Below are 256 nucleotides of genomic sequence, written 5' to 3'. Positions count from 1 at the left end.
ACTACAAGGCCATCACGGCTGATTTAAAGCGCATATACCAATCAGTAACTGAAGACGAAGCCTTAATGGCTTTAGAACAGTTCGAGCAACGCTGGGATAGCAAATACCCTAATATCTCTCGCTCATGGCGTAATAATTGGCAAAACGTCAGCACCTTATTTAATTACCCCGAAGATATTAGGAAAGCTATTTACACTACAAATGCCATTGAATCGCTGAACTCAGTTATCCGCAAAGCCATCAAAAAGCGTAAGCT

At 41.4% G+C, this 256-nt stretch carries 1 protein-coding gene; it reads left to right on the top strand.

Annotated features, from left to right (window positions below):
- Positions 1-256 (top strand): transposase (locus tag ACW689_RS21520; protein WP_476294457.1); only part of this gene is annotated, 256 nt, incomplete at both ends.

This window comes from Pseudoalteromonas sp. ABE4_541 (assembly GCF_056312285.1).
This window is presented reverse-complemented; position numbering and strand designations above follow the sequence as displayed.